Origin of the sequence: Rhizobium sp. BK399, assembly GCF_014194695.1 — a bacterium.
Taxonomy (GTDB): domain Bacteria; phylum Pseudomonadota; class Alphaproteobacteria; order Rhizobiales; family Rhizobiaceae; genus Rhizobium.
This window is the reverse complement of the sequence record NZ_JACIAH010000001.1, coordinates 621,010-639,746: the sequence shown is the minus strand read 5'-3', so window position 1 is coordinate 639,746 and position 18,737 is coordinate 621,010. Positions and strand designations below refer to the sequence as shown.

Below are 18,737 nucleotides of genomic sequence, written 5' to 3'. Positions count from 1 at the left end.
TTGGCTCATGCTCGTGATGTCGGGCCTCGTGCGGTCTGGCAGAGGAGGAACGATGTCGTTGGCGACCCTCAAAAACAAAAGAGAACGTGGCTTCTTCGATGGCCAGTTTCTCATTGCCATGCCGGGCATGGAGGATCGCAACTTCGCCCGCACGGTAATCTATATCTGCGCGCATTCCGATGCCGGCGCGATGGGGTTCGTCATCAACCGTCCGCAGAACCTGACCTTTACCGATGTTCTCCTGCACCTGGAAATGATCAAGGATGAGGATGCCATCGTTCTCCCCGCACACGCCCGCGATTGCCCGATCCAGACGGGCGGGCCGGTGGAAAGCGGACGCGGCTTCGTCCTGCACTCCGACGACTATCTCTGCGATTCCAGCATTCCCGTCAGCGACGATATCTGCATGACGGCGACGCTCGACATCATCCGCGCGATTTCCAAGGGCAAGGGACCGAAGCGGGCGACCATGCTGCTCGGTTACGCCGGTTGGGGAGCGGGTCAACTGGAAGCCGAAGTCGGCAACAATGGTTGGCTCACATGTGCGGCCAACGAGGAATTGATCTTCGACCGCAGCCTCGACGACAAGTACGAGCGGGCGCTGGCTTCGATGGGCATTAATGCCGCCATGCTTTCGGCCGAGGCCGGGCACGCCTAGTTGGCGGAACGATCCGTAAAGAAGCGCGTTCTCTGCTGGCGCGGGCCATAAAGCCCAGTCAGGGGAAGTTTGATGGAAACCACGGCCGGAAACTATCCGCCGTCCACTTTGCACTTCGGTTTTTCGACCCCTGATCTCGAGGGAGGCACCCGTTGAGGCTGTTTGTATGTGACAACTGCGACCAGGTTGTTCATTTCGACAATCGCCAGTGCGTTCGGTGCGGTCACCGCCTTGGCTTCCAGCCGAATGGCCTGCGCATGCACGCTGTTCAGCAGCAGGACAGCGATCTCTGGCAATACGTGGCTCAGCCGGACCTGGTGCGTTTCTGCGCCAATGCCGGCCTCGACATCTGTAACTGGCTTGTAGAGGATGGCGACGCGGGTGACTATTGTGTCGCCTGCCGGCATAACCGGCTGGTGCCCAATTCAGCGACGCAGGATGGCGTGGACCGGTGGCGTCGGATCAGCCAGGCACAACGACATCTGTTCTACTCGCTCTTGCGCTGGCGGCTGCCGCATCCGGACCGCACGCAGGACCCCGTCGGCGGCCTTGTGTTCGACTTCCTCGAAGACACCATCACGGATGACGGCAGCGTTGTTCCGGCGATGACGGGACACGAGGAGGGCTTGATTGCAATTCGGGCGGCAGAGGCTGACGACCTGACCCGTGAACAGGCGCGTACCTCGATGGATGAGCCTTACCGGACGCTGCTCGGCCACTTTCGCCATGAGACGGGTCATTTCATGTGGAATCGCCTCGTGCGAGACAGGAACAACTTCGATGGATTCCGGGCGGTGTTCGGCGATGAGCGCGAGGACTACAGCGAGGCCCTTGCACAACACTACGCAAATGGCGCTCCGCCCGGCTGGCAGGAAAGCTTCGTCAGCGCCTATGCCAGCGCCCATCCCTGGGAAGACTTCGCCGAATGCTTTGCTCACTATCTCCACATCGTCGACACCTTGGAGACCGCGCGCGCCTTCGGCATCGCAATTGATCCCCGCGGTCACGAAGAGATGGCGGCGGAGGTGGATTTCGACCCCTACAGGGCAGCCAGTGCCGATCAGCTTGTCGACGAATGGGTGCCGCTCAGCGTTGCGATCAACTCGATACAGCGCAGCATGGGGCAGCGCGATTCCTACCCGTTCGTGCTGTCAGCGCCGGTGGTCGCCAAGCTTGAATATATGCACCAGCTGATAGCGGGCGCCGCTGCGCCGCAACATTGAGCGGTCGGTTAAGCGCGCTTCGTCAACGGGAACCGTTCCTTCAGCAGCCGCAGGACTGACTCCGCTGCCATCGGCGGCCCGAACAGGTAGCTCTGCCCGAAAGTGCAGCCCATCTTTGCGAGCTCAATCGCATCTTCGTTCGACTCGATCCCTTCGGCGACCACCTTCATATCAAGTTCACGCGCCATTGATATCACCGAGCGAAGCACGGTTGCCTTCTTGTCACTGCCATCGCGCACCATCACCTTGTCAAGCTTGATCGTGTCGAACGGGAAGCGCGTCAGATAGGCGAGGGACGAATAGCCGGTTCCGAAATCATCCAGCGCGAGGCCAAGCCCCATCTCCCGCAGCTTCTCAAGCACGAGGCGCGCTTGCTCCGGATTCTCCATGACCATGGATTCCGTGAGCTCCAGCTTCAGGCGCGACGGGTCGCAATGGGTTTTCGCCAGCACCGAACGGACATCGTCATAAAGCTCGTTGTTCAGCAGCTGTGCGCTGGAGAGGTTGATCGAGACGAAGATCGGCAGCTCGCCGGTCTGGTTCTCCCAACCCATCAGGTCGTTGGTCGCCTGCTCAAGGGCAAAGAGACCGAGCATCTCGATAAGGTCGGATGTCTCGGCGATCGGAATGAATTCCGAAGGAGGGATGGTGCCGCGCTTCGGATGCTCCCACCGCATCAGCGCCTCAAAGCCGGCAATCTCCACGTCCTCCAGTCCGGCGATCGGCTGGTAGACCATCGACAGTTCCTTGCGCTCGATGGCACGGCGCAGGTCGGATTCGAGCTGCAGCCTGTCGGCGCCGAAATCGCGGAAGGCTGGCTGGAACGGCTCGACGCGATTGCCGCCGGCGCGTTTGGCTCGGTACATCGCAAGCTCCGCATCGCTGAGCATGCCGGCGGCGCTTTCCTGCTGGTCGACGAACGAGGCAAGCCCGATCGACGCCGTCAGGATGATTTCGCGATTGGCGAAGTTGATCGGCACCATGATCGCCTTGCTGATCGCATCAGCGAAGTCGGCCACCTTCGTCGGGTCGCGCTCTGACGTCAGGATCAAACCGAACTGGTCGCCGGAAAGGCGTGCGAGCGTGTCCTGCGGCTTGAGCAGACGGCGCAGGCGTCGCGTCAGCGCGATCAGGATATTGTCGCCGGCGGCGATCCCGAGCGTATCGTTCACCAGCTTGTAGCGGTCGATATCGATCACCATGACCGTCGGGCGCAGCGTCTCGCCACCGGGCGCCAGTGCAAGCACCGCCTGCAGGCGATCGAGGAAAAGCTGCCGGTTCGGCAAGCCGGTCAGGTTGTCGTGCAGCGCATCGTGCAGCAGCCGCTCGACGGAAATCTTTTGTTCGGTGACGTCGACGATCGTGCCGACGCAGCGGATGATTTCGCCGTTCGAACCGAGGACCGGGCGGGCGCGGATGAGAAGCCAATGGAAATGGCCGTCTTCCGCGCGGATGCGGAATTCATGATTGAGCCGCCCGCGGCGATGCTCAAGCAGCACGTCGAGCGTCGCCCGGAAGCGATCGCGATCGTCGGGGTGAAGCCGTGGCAGCCAGTTGCGGGCCGCGCCGTGCATCGTGCCGAGCGGGAGGCCGAGCTTGGCCGACACGTCAGGAATGGTGACGACACGATCGCGCGCCACGTCCCAATCCCACACCATGTCGCCCGAGCCGGTTAGAGCCAGCGATTGCCGCTCCAGATCGGAGAACAGGCCCTGCTGAAATGCACCGCCGGCAAAGGCGTGCTGCATGACGGTAAAGCCGATCAGCAGGACGATGAGAACGAGGCCGCCGCCGAGCGCCGGCTGGATGATGTCGTTGTCGAGCTGACCGGTGATCGTCAGCCATGCCCCGAAGATCCACACGAGGATCAGGGCCCAGGCGGGCACCAGCAGAATGGCGCGATCGTAGCGGTTGAGGCCGAGATAGATGATCAGGAAGAGGCCCATCGTCGCGGTCAGCGCAAACGACAGACGCGCGATGCCAGCAGCGATTGCCGGATCGTAAATCGCGACGCCGAAGAGCAGCGCCAGGCCCAGCACCCAGGCGAGCGTGAGGTAGCCGAGATGCGTGTGCCAGCGGTTGAGGTTGAGGTAAGTGAACAGGAAGATGACGAAACTGGAGGCGAGCGCGACTTCCGCACAGGCGCGCCATATTCGCTGGTCGGTCGACGCGATGCTGATCAGCTTGCCGAGAAAGCCGAAGTCGACGCAGATATAGCCGAGCACGGCCCAGGCGAGTGCTGCGGTCGCGGGCAGCATCGAGGTGCCCTTGACTACGAACAGGATGGTCAGGAACACGGCCAGCAGGCCGGCAATGCCGAGCACGATGCCGCGATAGAGCGTGAACGCGTTGATCGTGTCCTTGTAGGCGTCCGGTTCCCAGAGATAGATCTGCGGCAGCTCCGGCGTCGTCAGCTCAGCAACAAAGGTAATGACGGCGCCGGGGTTGAGTGTAATGCGGAAGACATCCGCTTCGTCACTCGGTTGCCGGTCGAGCGCGAAACCTTCGCTCGGCGTGATCGCGATGATGCGCTGCGAGCCGAGGTCAGGCCAGAACAGCTTGGAGTTTACCAGGCGGAAGTGCGGGGCCACGATCACGCGCTCAAGCTGCTCGTCGGAGACGTTGGCAAGCGCGAAGACGGCCCAGTCGCCCTGGTGGTTTTCCGAGCTGGCACGTACCTCAATACGGCGGCGGATGCCATCGGCACCGGCAGCGGTTGAGACCTGGAAGGCTTCGCCCTGATTGGCGTAGATTTCCGTCGTGGCAGTCAGATCGAGCGCGGTATCGTCGCGGGAGATCTTCACCGGCTCGGCTGCCTGGACATTGCCTGCCGCTAGCATGAAGGCCGACAGCAAGAGAGCTGCGATCACCGCGATCAATCGTCCGGCCGGTGATGGGAGCAGCATGCGGTTGTTGGTCATCGGCTGTCGGTTATCCTGCCTTTATCCGTGTCGGTGGCGAGCAATGAGAACATCACATGGTCGTGCCACTGACCGTTGATTTTCAAGTATCCGCGCAGATAGCCTTCCCGCTGAAACCCGGCTTTTTCAAGCAGGCGGATGCTCCGAGCATTGTCTGGAATACAGGCTGCTTCGATACGGTGCAACTCAAGCACCGTGAAGATGTAGGGTATAACCAATTGAAGTGCGGCGAACATATGGCCTTGGCCGGCGTAAGCCTCACCCATCCAATATCCGATCATGCAGCTTTGTGCCGCCCCGCGCCTGATATAGCCGATCGTAATGCCGCCAAGCAGCGTCATCCTATCCTTGTGGAACAGGAATAGCGGGATCGCCTGGCCGGACGCATATTCCTGTTTGCCGCGGATGACGCGGGCGCGGTAGGCGCCCTCGGTCAATTCATCCCGCCGCCATGTCGGCTCCCAGGGTTCCAGGAATTGCCGGCTGGCCGCCCGCAGCTTGTGCCACTGGTTGAAATCCTGGTATCGCGGCAGGCGCAGCACATAGTTCTCGTTTTCGAGTTCCACTGAATCCGGCTGTCGCGACAGGAACCGAAAAACCGATTTTGGCATCGATCACTCCCGGCAGGATGGATGTGAAATCAAACGAGCGCTTGTTGGCTGTGCGGTGCGGCGGGCGAGGAGAGAGAGGCGGCGATATCTTCCATAGGAGCCAAGTGTTCCAGAGGACCGATCGCCGATAGCGTCGGAACGGTGTCGAAGAACAGGCGCCCTGCAAGATCCGTCAGGCGCTCGACGGTGATCCCCTCGAGCCGTTCCATCATCTCCTGATTGGAGATCGGGCGGCCGTAGAGCATCATCTGTCTTGCGATCTGGCCGGCGCGGGCCGCCGGGCTTTCCTGGCCCATCAGCAGCTGGGCGCGGATCTGGGCGCGGGCGCGTTCGATTTCCTTTTGCTCGATCGTCGCTGCAGACTTGTGCAGTTCGTCGATAATGACGGGCACCAGCTCCGGCAGGTTCTCGCCACCGGTGGCGGCGTGGATACCGAAGATGCCGGTGTCGGAAAAGCCCCAGTGAAAGGCATAGATCGAATAGCAGAGACCACGGATTTCACGCACTTCCTGGAACAGACGGGAGGACATCCCGCCGCCGAGAATATTGGCGAGGATCTGCGAACAGTAGAAGTCGCGGGCGTGATAGGCCTTGCCCTCGAAACCAAGCAGGATCTGCGCGTCCATCAGGTCGCGCGTTTCACGGATATTGCCGCCGATGTACTTCGCGGCTTCCATGACCGGCGTCGCCGATGGAGAAGTCGGAAGGCTCGCGAAGCGCTCCTCGACCATGCGAACGAACTCGTCGTGCTGCACGGCGCCCGTTGCAACGATAAACATCCGGTCGGTGGTGTAATTGCGGCTGAGATAGCCGCGGATCTGCGGCGGCGTGAACGACACCACAGTTTGCGGTGTGCCGAGGATTGCCCGGCCGAGTGTCTGATCGCGGTAGGCGGTTTCGGAAAACTTGTCGAAAACGACGTCGTCCGGCGTATCGTTCGCAGCGTTGATTTCCTGCAGGATGACCTGCTTCTCGCGCTCGAGTTCTTCTTCCTCGAACGCGGACTCTGTCAGGATATCGGCAAGAATATCGACGGCGAGCGGAACGTGATCCTTGAGGACGCGGGCATAGTAGGAGGTCGTTTCCGTGGATGTCGCGGCGTTGACCTCGCCGCCGACATCCTCGATCTCCTCGGCGATTTCGCGCGCGCTGCGGCGCGCCGTGCCTTTGAAGGCCATATGTTCGAGCAGGTGGGCGATGCCGTGCTCGTCTGTCGTCTCGTTGCGCGATCCTGATTTGATCCAAACTCCCAGCGCAACGCTTTCCAGATGCGGCATGGTCTGTGTGACTACTGTCAGCCCGGATTTGAGCCGGGTGCACTCAACTGTCATTGGCTATCTTTCTGCGCCTGCGTTACTTAGGCCCGAGCGTGCTCGCCGATGAAGGTCTCGATGGCTTTGAGCTCAGGCTTCACAATCTGAAAGCGCTCCTCCTTGTGCATCAGATCAGCAAGCCACGTCGGAAGCGCGGGGTCAATACCGGAGGCGGATTTTACGGCGGCGGGGAATTTCGCCGGGTGTGCGGTGGCAAGCGTCACCATCGGCGTGTTCGGCTTTTCGTGCTTGCCCGCAACGAAGACGCCGATCGCCGAGTGCGGATCGAGAAGATAGCCGGTTTCGGCGTGGGTTTTCTTGATCGTCTGGGCGACCTGTTTCTCGCTGGCGCGGCCAGTGCGGAAGTCCTTCTTGATGAAGGCCAGGGCCTCCTTCGCAATCTCGAAGCCATTGGATTGGTTGAGACTGTTCATTGCCGCGCGAACTTTGGATGCGTCGCGATCATAGGCTTCGAACAGCAGTCGTTCGAAGTTCGAGGAGATCTGGATGTCCATCGAAGGTGAGGTCGTTGCCTTTACCGCTTTCATCTCGTAACGCCCGCTCTTCAGCGTGCGGTCGAGGATATCGTTCTCGTTGGTCGCGACCACCAGTTTGCCGATCGGCAGGCCCATCCGCTTTGCGCAGTAACCGGCAAAAATATCCCCGAAATTGCCCGTCGGCACGGTAAACGAAATCTTACGGTCCGGTCCGCCAAGCGCGATTGCCGTCGTGAAATAGTAGACGATCTGGGCCATGATGCGGGCCCAGTTGATCGAGTTGACGCCGGAGAGCCTGACGCGATCGCGGAACGGTCCGTCGTTGAACATCGCCTTGACGAGGTTCTGGCAGTCATCGAAATTGCCTTCGACGGCAAGCGCGTGAACGTTGGAGGCAGTGGAGGTCGTCATCTGGCGCTGCTGCACCGGCGACACCTTGCCATGCGGGAAAAGAATGAAGATGTCGGTGCGTTCGCGCCCGGCAAAGGCGTCGATCGCCGCGCCGCCGGTATCGCCGGAGGTAGCGCCGACGATGGTCGCGCGCTCGCCGCGCTTTTCGAGCGCATAGTCCATCAACCGGGCGAGCAGTTGCATCGCGACATCCTTGAACGCCAGCGTCGTACCATGGAAGAGCTCAATGACGAAGCTGTTCGGCCCTGTCTGCACGAGCGGGGCGATCGCAGGGTGGCGGAAAGTGCCGTACGCCTCATCGATCATGGACCGGAAAGTCTCGTCGGCAATCTCGCCGTTGGTGAAGGGCGACAGAATGGTGAAGGCAATATCCTGATAGCTTTTTCCTCGAAGCGCGCGGATTTCCTTTTTCGAGAAATGCGGCCACTTGCGCGGCACATAGAGGCCACCATCGCGCGCCAGGCCCGTCAGCAATGCATCGCAGAAACCGAGGGAAGGGGCTTCGCCGCGGGTCGAAATATAATCCACTGTCGTCATCCTTGATGTGCCGGTCGGAGAAAGGCTGAGGGAAAGTAAACCCCGCGCTGCATCTCGCTTGCGCTGTCGGCTATGCTCGCCTGCGATCCCGAAATGTGCATCAAAACGGTTCTTACCCAATCGATTTTTGTTTGCGCCGCTGATATAGACCATCGCAAACTGTCACGAAAGGCCTGCCATCAAGTGATTGGGCCTGCCAAAAAACTTTGTGGAGAGGGTGGAATAATCGTGCTTGGCAAGGTCTCGCGTCTTATCGTTTCGGCTTCCCTTGCGGCAATGCTTGCCGGTTGTAATTCGCTCGGCGTCGGTGGTGGCTCAGACAGCGCAACGGCACCGACCCAGCCGAACGGCAATGGCCAGATCATGCCGTTGGCGCCATCCAACCCGTCCTCCAGCGACGCATCGATCGGCTCCGCCAAGACGGCCGCTGGCGCAACGGCGCCCGTCGTTCAAGGCGCCTGCCCGCAGATGTTCATGAAGGACAGCGACGCGATCTTCCGGACTTATGCCGGCGGAGCGAAGACCGGCGATGCGGAGAAGCTGGCCTACCAGGCGTCGATCGGCAACTACACGCGCCAATGCACTCTCAACGATACGAACCTGACGATGACCGTCGTGGCGCAGCTTCGCGTCATTGCCGGGCCGAACGGGTCGTCCGGCAAGGTCACGCTCCCGGTTCGCATCACAGTCTACGACGGCCAGGAAGCGCTCTATTCGGAAGTGACGAATTTCCCGGTTGATGTCGGACAGAACGCTACACAGGCCCTGTTCCGCAAGGACGGCATCAAGCTGCCGGTCGGCTCCGGCGCACTGGTTCGCGTCAATATCGGTTTCGATCAAGGACCCGTGTCGACGAAAAAGAAGAAGGCCTGAAGAACGCCCCTGTTTCCGCTTCGCCAGGCTGGTGAGGCGGGGAGAAGATATCGCTTGAAAATCGGCATCGTATTGAATCCGGCGTCGGGCCGGCGCGGAAAGAAATTGTTCTGGTCGGCGCTGCGGCGCGCCATCGAGGCGAGATTTGCCGATCTCAGCCTGCGCGAAACCAAAGGCTTCGGCGATGCCGAGCGGTTCGGGCGCGAACTGGCGAATGATGGGGCCGATCTGGTGATCGCCGTCGGCGGCGACGGAACGATCGGCGAGGTGGCTGGCGGCATCCTCAAATCGCATCGGCCGGGTACAGCGTTTTCTTTCATCCCAACCGGCACCGGCTGTGATTTTGCCCGCAACTTTCCGATGTCGCGCGATCCCACCACGATCGCCAACGGCCTGAACTCTCCGTCCGTGCGGCAGATCGATGCCGGCCTGCTCACTTGCGACGACGAGGACGGTGACACCGTCACCCGTCACTTCGCCAACATCGCAAGCTTTGGCGTTTCCGGCCATATCGTGCGCGCCGTCAACGAGGCACGCAAGGGCAGGCGCCTGCCGGGGCCGATGGTTTTCTTCTTCCATAGCCTGCTTCAGATCCTGCGCTACGAGCCGCGCACAATTCGCCTCAGACTCGATGGAGAGGACATCTACGAGGGCCCGATCACGGCGGTTGCCGTCGCAAACGGCGCTTGGTTCGGCGGCGGTATGAAGGTGGCCCCCGATGCGGATATCAGCGATGGCCTGTTCGACGTGGTCATCATTCGAGGCGCCGGCCGCTTGAAAGTGCTGTCGTTGATGAACAGCATCTATAGCGGCGGCCACCTCAAGAGTCCGCTCGTCAGCATCCATCGCGCCACGCTCGTCGAGGCATGGCCGATAGGCAAGGAGGCGGTGCCGATCGACAGCGACGGCGAGGGACCTGGTCAGCTCCCGGCCCGGTTCGAGATGCTGGCTCGCGCGATCAACCTGAAAATCTAGTAATTTCAGACGAGTATTCATACCGAAGGGAACCAGCGGAGTCGCACGACGAACGCCGTGTCGTCGTTCAGCCGTCCAAGCGCGCCTGAATTGTCGCGGCGAGATTGGTGTCGTGGAACCCTTCGTAGAAGGCCACCACCTCCGTCGCCATGTCGGCCGGAATGGCGACGAAATCCTGAAGTCGGAACCCAACCGCCTTGTTGAGCCCGGGACTCAACAGGTCGCTCTCGCTCAAGTTCTCGACACGGCGGGCCAACTCTTTGAAATATTGCAAGTTGTCGTCCACCGTCGCGGGAGAGAGCGTTCTGCCGTGCGCAGGAATCACAAACCTCGCGTTAAGGTCGCGTATTCGTTCGAGGGATGAGGAGAGGAGCCGGAGATCATGCGCGCTCCTGCTCCACGCCTCGGGGATCGGATACTCGACCGCGTCGACGGCCAGGCAGACGCGGATTTCAGGAATCCACACCGAGACATGGTCGGGCGTATGACCTGGCGTGTGAAACAATTCGAGCGTGAGATCGCCACCGTGAAGGGTCATAGAGCCTGAGAAGGTGATGTCTGGCGCTACGAGTTCAACGTTTCGAAATCGCTGATCTTCGCGCACCTTATCTTTCAGGACTTGAAGTGAGGACGGATCACGCAAGCGCTCAAGCGTTGCGGCATGGGCAATGATCGGCGCCTTTCCTGCAATCGCGGCGTTTCCCCAAAAGTGATCCCAGTCCATGTGCGAGTTCACGACCAGCAGCGGACGTGCATGCACGTCCTCGCCAAGCAGGTCCAGCGCCGTCCGGCACAGCTCGGGCGTTCCGAGAGTGTCGACCAGGACGTTGAATCTCCTGGTGCGGACGAAGATGCCATCAACTTCGTCTCCGGCCCTGACAACGGTGATCCGGTCGTCGAGTTCGGGCGGAGAGCACAATTCCACGGAAACGTTCATACGAGCAGCCCCATCAGACGGCGATTACCACTCCGGTATCCGAATGGGTTCGCTCTGTCGCGCCAAGAACGCGCGTTCTACAGGGCGCCTTCCCATTCGGCGAGCGCGGCAACGATGCCGGGCAAATCGCTCATCCGGGAAATGACGGTTTCAGCACCGGCATCGGTCAGCCTGTCGGCATGTGCCGGATAGGTATGGGAGGCGCCGGTAAACCCGATGACGCGCATGCCGGCAGCCCGCGCTGCGTGAACGCCATGGACGGAGTCCTCGACGACCACGACGCGGTCTGTGGAAACGCCCATCTGCTTTGCGCCATGCAGGAAGATATCCGGCTTCGGCTTCACGCGATCGGCACCGAGATCCTTGGCTGAGAAGATATGCGGCGCAAAGAGCGGCTTCAGGCCCACTTTGCCGAGCATCATGTCGAGCCGCGCACTGCTGGAGTTCGAGCAGATGCAGCGCTTCAGCTTCAGTCGCGAGAGAGCGGCTTCGACGCCGGCAATTGCCTGCACATCCTGGGACAGACGCAGATCGAGCAGCTTTTCGGACTTGTCGAGCAGCGATGCGGAAATCGGAATGCTGGCCTCGCGCTCGACCTGCAGCAGGATATTCTGCCAGGTCATGCCGGCGAAGCGCTCGCCCATTTCCTCGATGCTGATCGGGTAGCCCGCTTCGGTCAGAAGCTTGGATTCGACATCCGCAGCAATAATTTCCGAGTCGACCAGAACGCCGTCGCAGTCGAAGATGATGAGGTCGAAGCCGTCCATATACTTGCGCCTTATTTGGGATGATGCCCCTTTACACGATGCCTCGGCGAAGCTCAACCGACAGCAGGGCATGGCTGGATTGCGTGCCACGGGCGGCTTCGATCTTACGATCGCTTTCGCGGCTATTTGGCGGCAGGAAACAAGGCAAGAAATTGCCGTTCGCCTTCTGGTGAGAAGATGACGGAGCGGCTTTCGGCAGTGCGACGCGCCCAGCCTTTGTCGAGGAAATTCGAAAGTAGCGCCTTTCCGAGACTGCCGGCGAGGTGGGCCCGTCGCTCGCTCCAATCCAGGCAGGAGCGGCAGAGTGGACGACGCAACGATCTCAGGGCGTGGACGTCGATGCCGATACTCTTGAGCGCGGTTTCGCCGCTTTCCGTCACGGCAAGGCCATCACCGAATGCATCGATCGCGCCACGAGCAATCAAGCTGTCCAGCATGCGTACGCCGTAGTCGCCGGCGAGATGATCGTAGCAGATGCGCGCCTTGCGCAAGGCCGGTTCCTTCGGTCCCGGCTTGTGGCGCAAATGACCGCGCCCGGCCGCAAATCCCATGATGCTCTCCAGGAACTTGCCGACACTGTCATCCGCCAGCGTGAAGTAGCGATGGCGGCCCTGCTTGCGCTGGGCGAGCAGATTGCCGGCTTCCAGCTTGGCAAGGTGCGTGCTCGCTGTCTGCACGGTAATGCCGCCGGCGGCGGCAAGCTCCGTTGCCGTTAGCGCCTTGCCGCCCATCAACGCCGTCAGCATGTTGGCGCGCGCTGGATCGCCGATCAGCGCGCCGATCTGGGCTATGTCGGGTCCTTCCTTCATACTTCGATCCTAACCGAAGCATTGTCGTCAGACAATGTGCGAAAACCGCTTCCAGACAACAAGGAGACGACGATGATTACCTGCTTCATCCGCTATGAAATCGATCCGTTCAAGAGGGACGCCTTCGCCGAATACGCTCGCAACTGGGGGCAGGCAATTCCGCGCAACGGTGCGGACCTGATCGGCTATTTCGCGCCGCATGAGGGCTCGGCGACGACGGCTTACGGCGTCTACAACATTGAAAACCTCGCCGCCTACGAAGCTTATCGCGCCCGCCTTGCCGCCGATCCGCTCGGCAGGCAAAACTACGAATTCGCCAAACGCGAACGTTTCATCCTCAAAGAAGATCGTATCTTCCTCAAGAACGCTTCCCTTCCTCATTCAAAGCTGGTGATGCCATGATCGCTGTTATCTTCGAAGTCCTGCCCTTCATGGGCGAACGCCACACCTATCTCGATCTCGCCGGCGAACTTCGCGGTGAACTCGAAAAGATCGACGGCTTCATTTCAATCGAACGCTTTGAAAGCCTCACCAATCGCGGCAAGCTGCTGTCGCTGTCCTTCTGGCGCGACGAGGAGGCGGTCAAGGCTTGGCGAAACGTGGAGGCACACCGAGCTGCCCAGCACGCCGGCCGCAACGGCGTCTTCGCGGACTATCGGCTGCGCATCGGCCACATCGTTCGCGACTACGGCATGAACGAGCGCGCCGAAGCTCCGGCCGATAGCCGCAAGGTGCATGACGCGGCGGCGTAATAACACAGCCGGAAGGGCGTGCGGCCGCTGCCCCGCTCCTTCGGCGCCGACGCCTGTCGCGACTTATTTTCCCGAAATCGCTCATCCCTTCAGGCTTTGGTAACCAAACTGAGTAACCATAACAGACAGTAAAAAGCGTAATTGTGTATGAGCGAGTTTCCAGATGGCGTCAGTATTTCCGCTTGCCGATCTCAAGGCCTCCGCAAAGCCGGGCTCCTGGATCGACACGATCATCAAGGGCGATTGCGTTGCTGCCCTTGAAGCCCTGCCGAACCACTCCGTAGACGTTATTTTCGCCGATCCGCCATACAATCTGCAGTTGGGCGGTACGCTGCATCGCCCCGACCAGTCGCTGGTCGACGCCGTCGATGACGAGTGGGATCAGTTCGCCTCCTTCGAAGCCTACGATGCCTTCACCCGCGCCTGGCTGCTCGCCTGCCGCCGCGTTCTGAAGCCGACCGGCACGATCTGGGTCATCGGCTCCTATCACAACATCTTCCGCGTTGGTGCGACGCTGCAGGATCTCAATTTCTGGATCCTCAACGACATCGTCTGGCGCAAGACCAACCCGATGCCGAACTTCAAGGGCCGCCGCTTCCAGAACGCGCATGAGACGATGATCTGGGCGAGCCCGAACGCCAAGGCCAAGGGCTATACCTTCAACTACGATGCCATGAAGGCGGCAAACGACGACGTGCAGATGCGGTCCGACTGGCTGTTCCCGATCTGCAGCGGCGGCGAACGCCTGAAGGGCGACGACGGCAAGAAGGTGCATCCGACGCAGAAGCCGGAAGCGTTGCTTGCCCGTGTCATCATGGCGTCCTCGAAGCCAGGCGACATCATCCTCGATCCATTCTTCGGCTCCGGCACGACGGGTGCCGTCGCCAAGCGCCTCGGCCGCCACTTCGTCGGCATCGAGCGCGAGCAGGACTACATCGATGCGGCCTCCGCTCGCATCGAAGCGGTCGAGCCGCTCGGCAAGGCTGAACTCACCGTCATGACCGGCAAGAAGCAGGAAGTCCGCGTGGCTTTCAACGTGCTGGTCGAAAGCGGTCTGATCAAGCCCGGCCAGGTGCTTACCGATGCCCGCCGCCGCTACAGCGCGATCGTTCGCGCCGACGGCACGGTGGCTTCCGGTGGCGAGGCCGGTTCCATTCATCGCCTTGGGGCAAAGGTCCAGGGCCTTGATGCATGCAACGGATGGACATTCTGGCATTTCGACGACGGGCAGTCCCTGCGCCCGATCGACGAATTGCGGTCCGTGATCCGCAGTGATCTGGCAAAGGCGGAATGACGCGCGCCTCGACCTGATCGAGACTTCCTTCTTCCGGTGTTTTGTACCTCCAGTTACGGAAGAAGGCCTGGCGCCCGGGGATCAACACCCCGGGCGCTCTTCATTTTGGCTCGCGCGGCCGTGCAATTCCGTGTCATGTATCGGCTGCTGATGATCCGAAACAGGCAAGGAATGCCATGTATCTTGCGGTCATATTGTTGCTGATGCTTGTTTTGCCGTTGGGCTCGGTTGTCGCCGAAGTGCATTGGAATGCGGATGCCAATCTCGTCTTCCTTATCGGAAAATGGTTCGTCTTTTGGGGCGTCGGCTTGCGATTGCTTATGGCCAGTCTGAAACAGATCATCAATCCGGCGTTCACGGCGGAAACGATCTTTGGTGTGACCGATCATAAGGCCCAGTCGTTGGTGCAGGAGATCGGCTTCGGCAACCTGTCAATCGGTATGCTTGGCGTGCTCAGCCTTTTCGCGCCGCAGTGGATCGTCCCTGCCGCGATCATCGGTTCCCTGTTCTTCGGTCTTGCCGGTCTCAAGCATCTGCTGGAGCGAGCAAGAAACAGGTCGAGAACCATCGCGATGGTTTCCGACCTGTGGCTCTTTTTCGTGCTCGCCTTTTATCTCTCGGCGACGTTCTTTCAGAATGCTCGGTAGTCCGTCACTTCGACGTGGGTGACGCGACCGTCTTCGTTGAAGGTGATCGTCTCTTCGCCTTCCCGCACTAAGGGCTTGCCCGTCTTGCTGTGCGTCGCGCGAACCGACCAAACGGCACGACCGGCATAGGGGCTGACCTTCTCGACCAGCGTGTTGATTGCTGTCTGGTCTGGGTAGTCGTCAAAATACTTGCGGAAGGCGACCATGATCTCGGCTCGCCCGGACAAGCTGCCCACGCCATTCGAGGCATAGGTCGCGTCATCCGCGAAATAGTCCTCGATCATATCGAAATCGAGCGCGTTGATCGCGCCATGGAAGCGTTTGATTTCCTCAACCGGATCGAATGCCATTGTCAGAGCCTCACGCCGCGCGCTGTAAGATCGGCGCGCAGCTTGTCGGCGCCGGTGAAGAGAACCGCATCCCAGCCGGCCGCTTTCGCGCCTGCGACGTTGGGGGCGGAGTCGTCAATGAAGATCGTCGCCGCCGGATTGAGGCCGAAGCTCTTGGCGTGTGTTTCGTAGATCGCAATATCGGGCTTGATGAGACCGACGTCGCCGGAGACCGTTACCCCGCGCGGCTTGGTCAGGAACGGGAAGCGGACTTGCGCCTCGCGGAAGGTGTCGGACGCGAAGTTCGTCAGCATCGTCACGTCCTGGCCATCGTCAATCAGGCCTTCCATGATGGCGACGCTGTCATCGTAGGCGTGCGAGACCATTTCGTGCCAGTGCTTGCGGAAGGCGCGGATGTGCTCCTCGCGGTCCGGATGAACCTCGATCAGCAAGGCTTCGGCATCGGTCCAGGTGCGGCCACGGTCCTGCTCGACGTTCCAGTCGTGGGTGCAGACATTGTCGAAAAACCACTTGCGTTCAGTCTCGTCGGGGATGAGGCGGCTGAACGGGATACTCGGATCGTAATGGATGAGTACTTTTCCAATGTCGAAAACAATATGCTCGATGGCCATCGATTAATCCTTGGCATGTTTGAACGCGAGCGGAATAGCCGCGGTGATTGCTTTTTTCATGACGGTCGGCAGCGCCTGCGAGTCAAGATTTGTAACCGGCTCCCACCAACCGTTATCCGTTTGAATTCGCGAAGGGATCGCGACGCGGTAGATGGAAAGCCTGAGCTCGAAATGGGTGAAGACGTGGGTCACGGTCCCGCAAGGCTCCCACGCCGCCGGAAACGGTGCCGCGTCAGCCGATGTCTCGCCGTCCTGCCGCGCCGTCCAGTGGGTCGTCGGCACCTCGGTCATGCCGCCAAGAAGGCCGCTCTCGATGCGACGCCGCAGCAGAATTTCGCCATCCCCCGTGACCGCGATAAAGGCCGCGCCCTGGCGGATCGGCTTTTCCTTCTTGGCTGCCTTGACTGGAAACTGTTCGGGATCGTGCAGGCGCAGCGCCTCGCAGGATCCCCTGAAGGGACAGAGCGAACAGGCCGGTCGCTTCGGCGTGCAGATCGTCGCGCCGAGATCCATCATCGCCTGCGCGAAGTCGCCCGGCCGATCATTTGGGGTGAGAAGAGCCACCTTCTGCTTCATGTCAGGTTTGGCTGCGGGCAGAGGCGTGGCGATGGCGTAGAGCCGCGAGATCACCCGTTCGACGTTGCCGTCCATCACGGCCGCCTGCCGGTTGAAGGCGATCGCCGCCACCGCTGCAGCCGTATAGTCGCCGATGCCGGGAAGCGATTTCAGTCCGTCCTCGCTGTCAGGAAAGATGCCGCCGTGGTCGCGCGTTACTGCCTCGGCGCATTTCTTCAGGTTGCGGGCGCGCGCGTAGTAGCCAAGCCCTGCCCAGGCAGCCATGACGTCTTCGCTGGGAGCATCGGCAAGGTCGCGCACGGTCGGCCAGCGCGCCAGGAAATTGGCGAAGTAGGGCTTCACCGCCGGCACCGTGGTTTGCTGCAGCATCACCTCGGAGAGCCAGACATGGTAGGGATCGGCCTTGATGCCGCGCGCCGCCATCGGCGGCGAGATGCGCCATGGCAGGTCTCGATGGTGCCGGTCATACCAGTCGAGAAGGGGCTTGGCGGCGGGCGCGTCCAGTGTCGTCGATGTCATCATTTGCCGTCGTGAGGGGAAGTGCCCTATACTTGGCGAAGCAATGCCGCGCGATCAAGGCAGTGGTGCCCGAACGCAGCGCGATCTGAAGGTTTCAATGAGTTATCCACGCAAAGGTGAAAAGCAGATCTCCGAATTGACCAATGGGTTGATCGATCCGGTGCTCGCAAAGCGCGCCGGCATCAACACCGCGCTGCTCGGCTCGTGGGACGAGATCGCCGGCGAGGAGTTCGCCGATTGCACGCGGCCGGAAAAGATCGCCTGGGCGAGGGGTAACGATGACGGCGGTTTCCGCCCCGGCGTGCTCACCATCGCCTGCGAGGGCGCTCGCGCCCTGTTTCTGACGCATGCGCAGGGCGAACTGATCCAGCGGGTCAACAGCTTCTTCGGCTTCGCCGCCGTTCACCAGATCCGCATCGTCCAGAAACCTGTCTATCAAGCGATCAAGCGCTCCCGTACGCCACCGCCGCTAAAGGGTGCGGCAGCCGCAAAACTGGACGAGATGATGGAAGGGATCGAAGGCGACAAGCTGCGCGAAGCGGTAAAGCGTCTTGGAACGGCCGTGTTGGGAAAGCGCGGGCGCTAGCGCTTCCAAGTATTGCTCCTGCAATTCTGTCCGCAATTTAATCTGGCGGTCCAACCAAGGTCACAATTCTTTGAAGAAAGTTGGCGAAGCGTGCCTTGTTCGGGGCATCGAGCCGTTATATCGCACTGTCAGCCACTACTCTCATTTATGGGGAACTTCATGCCGATTTCCGAAATGCAACTGACGAAACGCCAGCTTCTGGGCGGCGTGGCTGCCGCGACTGCGACGCTTGCGGTTTTCAGCACCGCACAGGCCGCTGTCGAAGTGCCTAAGCCCGATGGCGACGTCGACATGGCTGCCGTGCTGAAGCCAGGCGAACTGCCGGAAATGGCGCTCGGCAAGGAAGACGCCCCGGTCACGATCGTCGAATATATGTCGATGACCTGCCCGCACTGCGCCCACTTCCACACGACGACCTTCGACGAAATCAAGAAGAAGTACGTCGATACCGGCAAGGTGCGTTTCATCATCCGCGAATTCCCGTTCGATCCGCGTGCGGCTGCCGCCTTCATGCTGGCGCGCTGCAATCCTTCCAAGCCGGAAGAATTGAGCACGGCCGAACAGTATTTCCCGATGGTTGCCATGCTGTTCAAGCAGCAGCAGACCTGGGCGGCTGCAGATGATGGCCGCGGTGCACTGCTTCAGATGTCCAAACTTGCTGGATTTACTGAGGATAGCTTCACGAAGTGCTTGACGAACCAGAAGCTGCTGGATCAAGTGAACGCAACGCGGGAAAGGGGTTCCAAGGAGTTTGGCGTCAATGCCACGCCGACGTTCCTCATCAACGGCAAGCGCTATTCTGGAGACATGACGGTTGACACCATGTCGGCCCTTATCGACAGCCTGCTCTAATCTGAACCGTATCCGATC

The 18,737-nt window shown here is 60.6% G+C and carries 20 protein-coding genes; 10 read left to right on the top strand and 10 right to left on the bottom strand.

Annotated elements, in window-relative coordinates:
• Positions 1–52: 52 nt before the first annotated feature.
• Positions 53–658 (top strand): YqgE/AlgH family protein, encoded by a 606-nt coding sequence (locus FHT97_RS03230; protein WP_183752228.1) that lies wholly within the window; start codon positions 53–55, stop codon positions 656–658.
• Positions 659–810: 152 nt separating this feature from the next.
• On the top strand, positions 811–1,881 hold the full coding sequence (locus FHT97_RS03225; protein ID WP_183859872.1) for a putative zinc-binding metallopeptidase: 1,071 nt from the start codon (positions 811–813) through the stop codon (positions 1,879–1,881).
• Positions 1,882–1,889: 8 nt separating this feature from the next.
• On the opposite strand, the gene FHT97_RS03220 is transcribed toward FHT97_RS03225, so the two are convergent.
• The 4 genes from FHT97_RS03220 to thrC are packed head-to-tail and all read right to left on the bottom strand — an operon-like array spanning position 1,890 to position 8,171.
• Complete coding sequence (locus FHT97_RS03220) at positions 1,890–4,802, bottom strand: sensor domain-containing phosphodiesterase (RefSeq protein WP_183859870.1); 2,913 nt, start codon at positions 4,800–4,802, stop codon at positions 1,890–1,892.
• Complete coding sequence (locus FHT97_RS03215) at positions 4,799–5,413, bottom strand: GNAT family protein (protein WP_114711839.1); 615 nt, start codon at positions 5,411–5,413, stop codon at positions 4,799–4,801. The genes FHT97_RS03220 and FHT97_RS03215 overlap by 4 nt, the downstream gene beginning before the upstream one ends.
• 29 nt (positions 5,414–5,442) lie before the next feature.
• Positions 5,443–6,744, bottom strand: a complete 1,302-nt coding sequence (locus tag FHT97_RS03210) for a pitrilysin family protein (protein WP_183752222.1) — start codon at positions 6,742–6,744, stop codon at positions 5,443–5,445.
• Between the two features lie 26 nt (positions 6,745–6,770).
• The gene (thrC, locus tag FHT97_RS03205; RefSeq protein WP_183859868.1) at positions 6,771–8,171 is read right to left on the bottom strand and encodes a threonine synthase; all 1,401 of its coding nucleotides are present in this window, start codon (positions 8,169–8,171) and stop codon (positions 6,771–6,773) included.
• Positions 8,172–8,396: 225 nt separating this feature from the next.
• Between thrC and FHT97_RS03200 the strand changes: the two genes are divergently transcribed.
• A complete protein-coding gene (locus FHT97_RS03200) occupies positions 8,397–9,044 on the top strand; it encodes a hypothetical protein (protein WP_183860737.1) in 648 nt (215 codons plus the stop codon).
• 54 nt (positions 9,045–9,098) lie between these two features.
• Complete coding sequence (locus FHT97_RS03195) at positions 9,099–10,019, top strand: diacylglycerol kinase family protein (RefSeq protein WP_183859866.1); 921 nt, start codon at positions 9,099–9,101, stop codon at positions 10,017–10,019.
• Between the two features lie 67 nt (positions 10,020–10,086).
• Here the strand turns inward: FHT97_RS03195 and FHT97_RS03190 are convergent, their stop codons facing one another.
• The 3 genes from FHT97_RS03190 to FHT97_RS03180 form a co-directional block, all read right to left on the bottom strand.
• Positions 10,087–10,956 carry an MBL fold metallo-hydrolase gene (locus FHT97_RS03190; RefSeq protein ID WP_183859864.1) on the bottom strand — a complete coding sequence of 290 codons (870 nt, stop codon included), beginning with the start codon at positions 10,954–10,956 and terminating at the stop codon, positions 10,087–10,089.
• 77 nt (positions 10,957–11,033) lie between these two features.
• Positions 11,034–11,723, bottom strand: coding sequence for an HAD family hydrolase (locus FHT97_RS03185; protein WP_183752215.1), 690 nt, complete (start codon positions 11,721–11,723; stop codon positions 11,034–11,036).
• A 122-nt stretch (positions 11,724–11,845) separates the two neighbouring features.
• A complete protein-coding gene (locus FHT97_RS03180) occupies positions 11,846–12,532 on the bottom strand; it encodes a helix-turn-helix transcriptional regulator (protein ID WP_183859862.1) in 687 nt (228 codons plus the stop codon).
• 72 nt (positions 12,533–12,604) lie between these two features.
• Between FHT97_RS03180 and FHT97_RS03175 the strand changes: the two genes are divergently transcribed.
• From FHT97_RS03175 to FHT97_RS03160, 4 genes are all read left to right on the top strand, one after another.
• On the top strand, positions 12,605–12,934 hold the full coding sequence (locus FHT97_RS03175) for an NIPSNAP family protein (RefSeq protein ID WP_183752211.1): 330 nt from the start codon (positions 12,605–12,607) through the stop codon (positions 12,932–12,934).
• On the top strand, positions 12,931–13,284 hold the full coding sequence (locus FHT97_RS03170; protein WP_112656607.1) for an antibiotic biosynthesis monooxygenase: 354 nt from the start codon (positions 12,931–12,933) through the stop codon (positions 13,282–13,284). The genes FHT97_RS03175 and FHT97_RS03170 overlap by 4 nt, the downstream gene beginning before the upstream one ends.
• 163 nt (positions 13,285–13,447) lie before the next feature.
• Positions 13,448–14,578: a site-specific DNA-methyltransferase gene (locus FHT97_RS03165; RefSeq protein ID WP_183859860.1), complete on the top strand. Its 1,131-nt coding sequence runs from the start codon at positions 13,448–13,450 to the stop codon at positions 14,576–14,578.
• Between the two features lie 176 nt (positions 14,579–14,754).
• A complete protein-coding gene (locus FHT97_RS03160; protein WP_183859858.1) occupies positions 14,755–15,225 on the top strand; it encodes a DUF6790 family protein in 471 nt (156 codons plus the stop codon).
• On the opposite strand, the gene FHT97_RS03155 is transcribed toward FHT97_RS03160, so the two are convergent.
• Genes FHT97_RS03155 through mutY form a run of 3 tightly spaced genes read right to left on the bottom strand, consistent with a single transcriptional unit; the run spans position 15,210 to position 17,281 of the window.
• Positions 15,210–15,575 (bottom strand): nuclear transport factor 2 family protein, encoded by a 366-nt coding sequence (locus FHT97_RS03155; RefSeq protein WP_183859856.1) that lies wholly within the window; start codon positions 15,573–15,575, stop codon positions 15,210–15,212. The genes FHT97_RS03160 and FHT97_RS03155 overlap by 16 nt on opposite strands.
• A 2-nt stretch (positions 15,576–15,577) precedes the next feature.
• A complete protein-coding gene (locus FHT97_RS03150; protein ID WP_183859854.1) occupies positions 15,578–16,186 on the bottom strand; it encodes an HAD family phosphatase in 609 nt (202 codons plus the stop codon).
• A gap of 3 nt (positions 16,187–16,189) precedes the next feature.
• A complete protein-coding gene (gene mutY / locus FHT97_RS03145) occupies positions 16,190–17,281 on the bottom strand; it encodes an A/G-specific adenine glycosylase (RefSeq protein WP_183860735.1) in 1,092 nt (363 codons plus the stop codon).
• Between the two features lie 97 nt (positions 17,282–17,378).
• Here mutY and FHT97_RS03140 point away from each other — a divergent pair, with 97 nt between their 5' ends.
• A complete protein-coding gene (locus FHT97_RS03140; protein ID WP_016553043.1) occupies positions 17,379–17,867 on the top strand; it encodes a DUF721 domain-containing protein in 489 nt (162 codons plus the stop codon).
• A 159-nt stretch (positions 17,868–18,026) separates the two neighbouring features.
• Positions 18,027–18,719, top strand: coding sequence for a DsbA family protein (locus tag FHT97_RS03135; RefSeq protein WP_183859852.1), 693 nt, complete (start codon positions 18,027–18,029; stop codon positions 18,717–18,719).
• Positions 18,720–18,737 lie beyond the last annotated feature (18 nt).

What these genes read in the sequence shown, in the direction of transcription:
- FHT97_RS03165 (WP_183859860.1), top strand. Translation starts at nt 13,448, where the DNA reads ATGGCGTCAGTATTTCCGCTTGCCGATCTCAAGGCCTCCGCAAAGCCG.
- FHT97_RS03220 (WP_183859870.1), bottom strand. Translation starts at nt 4,802, where the DNA reads ATGACCAACAACCGCATGCTGCTCCCATCACCGGCCGGACGATTGATC.
- FHT97_RS03170 (WP_112656607.1), top strand. Translation starts at nt 12,931, where the DNA reads ATGATCGCTGTTATCTTCGAAGTCCTGCCCTTCATGGGCGAACGCCAC.
- thrC (WP_183859868.1), bottom strand. Translation starts at nt 8,171, where the DNA reads ATGACGACAGTGGATTATATTTCGACCCGCGGCGAAGCCCCTTCCCTC.
- FHT97_RS03210 (WP_183752222.1), bottom strand. Translation starts at nt 6,744, where the DNA reads ATGACAGTTGAGTGCACCCGGCTCAAATCCGGGCTGACAGTAGTCACA.
- FHT97_RS03140 (WP_016553043.1), top strand. Translation starts at nt 17,379, where the DNA reads ATGAGTTATCCACGCAAAGGTGAAAAGCAGATCTCCGAATTGACCAAT.
- FHT97_RS03215 (WP_114711839.1), bottom strand. Translation starts at nt 5,413, where the DNA reads ATGCCAAAATCGGTTTTTCGGTTCCTGTCGCGACAGCCGGATTCAGTG.
- FHT97_RS03135 (WP_183859852.1), top strand. Translation starts at nt 18,027, where the DNA reads ATGCCGATTTCCGAAATGCAACTGACGAAACGCCAGCTTCTGGGCGGC.
- FHT97_RS03230 (WP_183752228.1), top strand. Translation starts at nt 53, where the DNA reads ATGTCGTTGGCGACCCTCAAAAACAAAAGAGAACGTGGCTTCTTCGAT.
- FHT97_RS03190 (WP_183859864.1), bottom strand. Translation starts at nt 10,956, where the DNA reads ATGAACGTTTCCGTGGAATTGTGCTCTCCGCCCGAACTCGACGACCGG.
- FHT97_RS03155 (WP_183859856.1), bottom strand. Translation starts at nt 15,575, where the DNA reads ATGGCATTCGATCCGGTTGAGGAAATCAAACGCTTCCATGGCGCGATC.
- FHT97_RS03160 (WP_183859858.1), top strand. Translation starts at nt 14,755, where the DNA reads ATGTATCTTGCGGTCATATTGTTGCTGATGCTTGTTTTGCCGTTGGGC.
- FHT97_RS03185 (WP_183752215.1), bottom strand. Translation starts at nt 11,723, where the DNA reads ATGGACGGCTTCGACCTCATCATCTTCGACTGCGACGGCGTTCTGGTC.
- FHT97_RS03180 (WP_183859862.1), bottom strand. Translation starts at nt 12,532, where the DNA reads ATGAAGGAAGGACCCGACATAGCCCAGATCGGCGCGCTGATCGGCGAT.
- mutY (WP_183860735.1), bottom strand. Translation starts at nt 17,281, where the DNA reads ATGACATCGACGACACTGGACGCGCCCGCCGCCAAGCCCCTTCTCGAC.
- FHT97_RS03175 (WP_183752211.1), top strand. Translation starts at nt 12,605, where the DNA reads ATGATTACCTGCTTCATCCGCTATGAAATCGATCCGTTCAAGAGGGAC.
- FHT97_RS03150 (WP_183859854.1), bottom strand. Translation starts at nt 16,186, where the DNA reads ATGGCCATCGAGCATATTGTTTTCGACATTGGAAAAGTACTCATCCAT.